The sequence below is a fragment of the Paenisporosarcina sp. P4_E4_2 genome (assembly GCF_056401595.1).
This window is the reverse complement of the sequence record NZ_JBFUJC010000259.1, coordinates 1-4,446: the sequence shown is the minus strand read 5'-3', so window position 1 is coordinate 4,446 and position 4,446 is coordinate 1. Positions and strand designations below refer to the sequence as shown.

Below are 4,446 nucleotides of genomic sequence, written 5' to 3'. Positions count from 1 at the left end.
TACGAGTGGAAAATGAAACTGCTGTCACTAACAGCTCAGGAACTACGATTGGTTATTTAAGTCGAGGAAGTGTGCTGACATTACATAACTTCAGTAAAGATAAAGGCGTAATTGAGTTTCTTGGTTCGGTTGCGTATATTCCTTTGAAAAATGTGACACATTCCAACCTTGTTCAACCAAAGAAAAACATTTCTCACAGAGAAATGTCCTATTGGATGCAAGTAATAGCGGGAATGTACCCGGAGTTCACTAAGTTTGAACTCATCGGGAAGAGTGTAGAAGGACGGGGGATTTACGCTTTAAGAGTAGGAAATGGTAAGAAAGAAATCTTATTTGATGCATCCATGCATGCACGGGAGCACATGACAACCAATGTACTTTTAGAAATGATTGATACTTACTCTCTTCATTACAATAACAAAACAACCTTTGCTGGATATAACGTTAAAACGGTATTGGATCAAACGAGCATTTGGTTCGTTCCAATGATGAATCCTGACGGTGTTACGCTGGTTCAGGGTGGGCAGGGTGCTGTTACAAATGGCGCACTTGCTCGAAAAATCAACGGTTCGAGTAACTTTGCACGTTGGAAAGCGAATGTGCGGGGAGTCGATTTAAACAAAAATTTTGATGCAGGATGGAGCTATATTGATAATAATATTACTAAGCCAAACTGGATGGGTTACCGTGGACCACGTGCGTTTTCTGAACCAGAAGCAGTTGCGTTGAAGCATTTTGTCGAGAAACATAAGTTTATGTCCAATGTCTCTTATCATTCCTCTGGACAAGTCCTGTATTGGTTCAATTTCCAAGCAGGAGCGCAACTGARCAGGGATGTTCAATATGTGAATCAGCTTAAATCGATTACAGGATATACAATTGTCCCACCTTATTATAGAAAAGGAACAGGATCTTCCGCGGATTGGTTTATTAAAGTGACGAAGATGCCTGGTGTTACAGTGGAGATTGCTCCATACGCTGGAGAGGCGCCTGTTCCACTTGCTTATTGGGATGGCATTTGGAAACAGAATCATAAAGTCGGTTTGCACGCTGCCAATGAAGCTTGGAAACGGAATTAATATAATAATGGAAAGAGGGATATGATGATGAAAAAAGCAATTGCATCCTTGGCACTAGGAGTCTTGTTTGCAAGTTCATTTGTTAATGAAGCCGATGCTAGCGTAAAACATTCAATCTATACCGATTTATCCATGAACAACACTTTTTATGAGGCTGTCTATTCCATGAACATGAAAGAAGTATTGGAAGCAGAATATACGAATGATGGTAAAGTGTTGATTGACGCCGCTGGAATCGTCACTCGTGGGGAAGCAGCATACATGCTGTATATGCTTCTTGGCATGGAGCCGGATATCAACAAGAGCTTCCCAGATGTTAAATCCGACAGTGCCTATTACGAAGCAATTTCCACAATTGCTTCACTAGGGTATGTCAATGGCTATGAAGATGGGACATTCCGTCCTGAAGTTGAATTGACACGTTCTCAAATGACGCGCATCTTGTCAGGAGCTTTCAATTATTCAGTGACAATGAATGCTAAAGTACCTTTTACTGATGTCAATGAACGTTGGGCGCCTTACGTTGATGCGATTTTCCGCAATGGAGTGACCAAAGGTGTAACGGCGACGTCGTTTGCACCGGATAAAAAGTTGACGCGAGGTGAAATGTCAGCTTTCATGTATCGTGCCTTTAAAAAGGTTCCGGGATCTACTTATAATGACTTTGAAGTGATGAATGCCATTAATGAAGCTACTCGCAAAACACGAATTATCATGATTCAAGGTCTTGAAAAATATCATCCGAATCATAAAGCTGCAGATATTAAGGATGATTTGTCAGAGCTAGTGGTGGAGCCATACTTATCACAAGCATTAAAAGGATATGAAGCGTCATGTTATAACTGTGATAACGCAAATGTTATACATGACTTCCAATTTGGATTACCATTCAGAGTCGTTGCGAAAACGGACAATGTCCTAAAAGTGGATGCGACCGTCCCTTCAAATGGGATTAATTCGGGTTACCGTGCCACGATTGAATTAGTACGAAGCGGTGATACTTGGAAAATCAAATCGTACGTCCCACGTACGTTTAAAGAAGATCCACTAAAACTCACAATTGAGCAATCAATTGATTACCTAAAATATGCTATTCCTCTTTACTACCAGGAAGAAGTTGATTCAATTCAACATACAGGAAAAGAACCTCGATTAGGACTGGATTTGTTTAAGGTGAATGGGAAAACAACGTATGTCTTTGATGTAAATACTGGTGAACTAACTGAGTACTATCCTGTTAACTAAATAGAGTATAAAGAGCCTATCTGTGAAAAAGATAGGTTCTTTCTTTTTCTATTAATATTTTGAAGAACTAATATTAATCGATAATAAAGAAGATATGTTAAAGGTCACTTTTGATTTTTCCTTATAAAGAGATATGTAGCAAAACAGCGGAGACTCACGTGGGAAAGCGAGACAGTCGAGACCGAGGCTCGGCGATCGCCCACGGAAAGCGGAGCGGTTTAGCGGAATATCTACAATACCATTTAATATAGCTAATAAAAAATGAGCTTTAAGAATAGGGAAATAGTAGAAAAACTTCATAAAACAGTCACATAGACTTAACATTCCGACATCCTAAATTTGGTATAATGAATTTGTTTCATTATTTCGAATTAAGGGGAGAAATGCATGACAATGTGGAAAAAAGTATCCGCTTCAGCATTAGCAATGTCGTTAGCTGTAAGTGGTTTGGGGATAAGCCAAGAAACGTCTGCTGCAGAAAAAGATGCTACGCGCGGAGAATATGTGAAGGCACTAATTACTGCGATGGGAGTGGAACTGGGAACTGGAAAAACGATTAAATTTGATGACGTTCCAAATGAACTGAAACCGTATATTGAAAAAGCAGTTGAGTTAAAACTAATCAATGGCAAATCTGCAACAAAATTTGATCCAAACGGTACTCTAAATCGTGAACAAGCATTTGTAATTGCGGTTCGTGGTATTGGGACTGATAAGAGTTTTCCGATTAGTAACTTAAAAGAGTTCAAGGATGGCAATAAAATCAGCGGAAGTTTACGTTCTGATCTTTCAAAAGGAGTTGGAATGGGCTTCTTACTTGGATATGCTGACAAAACAGTAAGACCAGGTCACCATGTAAGCAAAGGGGAAATGAGTGCACTCGTGCAACGTTTCCTGAAAGAATACAAGGCATCTGTTGCGAATACGACAGTAGCGCTACGAATTCTTGGAACTTCTGATATCCATACGAATATAGTGAACTATGATTATTACAAAGATACGCCGTCCAACAGCTTGGGTCTTGCAAAGACAGCAACATTAATCAAAAATGCACGTAAAGAAAATGGCAATACTTTGTTATTCGACAATGGAGATTTGATTCAAGGGACTCCACTAGGCTCATTCAAATCATCAGTGGAGCCATTGAAAGACGGGGAAGTTCACCCATCGATAGCGGCTCTTAATTTGTTGGATTATGACGTTGCCACTCTTGGGAACCATGAGTTTAACTATGGTCTTCCATACTTGAATGAAGTGATGGACGATGCTGGCTTCCCTTATGTAAATGCAAACGTGAAAGACGCTAAGACAGGGAAGAATATGTATACTCCGTATGTCATCATTGATAAAAAAGTGAAAGATTCTAAAGGAAAAGAAACGACCATTAAAGTCGGTGTAACTGGAATTGTCCCTCCTGCGATTCTTAAATGGGACAAGTCTCATTTAGAAGGAAAAGTCACTGTAGACGATTCAGTAGATGCTGTAGAAGCACTTATTCCTAAAATGGAAAAAGACGGTGCAGACGTAATTGTCGTTCTGTCCCACTCGGGCATGGGTGACATGGTTCACGAAAAAGGCGAAGAAGATGTGTCATATTTGATGACAAAAGTTGAAGGTGTCGATGCAATCATTACAGGACATGCACATCAAGTTTTCCCTGGGAAAGTTGATGCTTCATTAACTGGCGTGAATGTTGAACAAGGTACAATCAACGGGAAACCTGTAGTAATGTCTGGCAAGTTCGGCAGCCATTTGGGTGTAATCGATTTAACGTTAGCTAAGAAAGGAAACGATTGGACAGTTTCTTCTTCTAAAGCTGAAGTACGTGCGATTGCTAAAGATGAAAGTGATGTAGATACTAAAGTAGTAGAAGCGGTTAAAGTTGCACACGAAGGAACAATTAAATATGTGCGTAAAGCAGTAGGAACAACAACTGCAATTATCCATAGTTACTTCTCACAAGTTCAAGATGATCCATCAATTCAAATTGTAACAAATGCTCAAAAATGGTTTGTTGAAAAAGAATTAGCAGGAACAGCTGACTCCAAGTTGCCTATTCTATCTGCAGGAGCACCATTTAAAGCAGGTACCCGCAGCGATCCAGAATATTACACATATGTAC

At 39.8% G+C, this 4,446-nt stretch carries 3 protein-coding genes; all 3 read left to right on the top strand.

Annotated features, from left to right (window positions below):
* On the top strand, positions 1-1,079 hold a 1,079-nt coding region (locus AC1DSB_RS14915), incomplete at its 5' end, for a M14 family zinc carboxypeptidase (protein ID WP_477587002.1).
* A gap of 27 nt (positions 1,080-1,106) precedes the next feature.
* Positions 1,107-2,324, top strand: coding sequence for an S-layer homology domain-containing protein (locus tag AC1DSB_RS14910; protein WP_477532406.1), 1,218 nt, complete (start codon positions 1,107-1,109; stop codon positions 2,322-2,324).
* Between the two features lie 387 nt (positions 2,325-2,711).
* Positions 2,712-4,446, top strand: a 1,735-nt coding sequence (locus tag AC1DSB_RS14905) for a bifunctional 2',3'-cyclic-nucleotide 2'-phosphodiesterase/3'-nucleotidase (RefSeq protein ID WP_477587001.1), incomplete at its 3' end; no start/stop codon positions are given.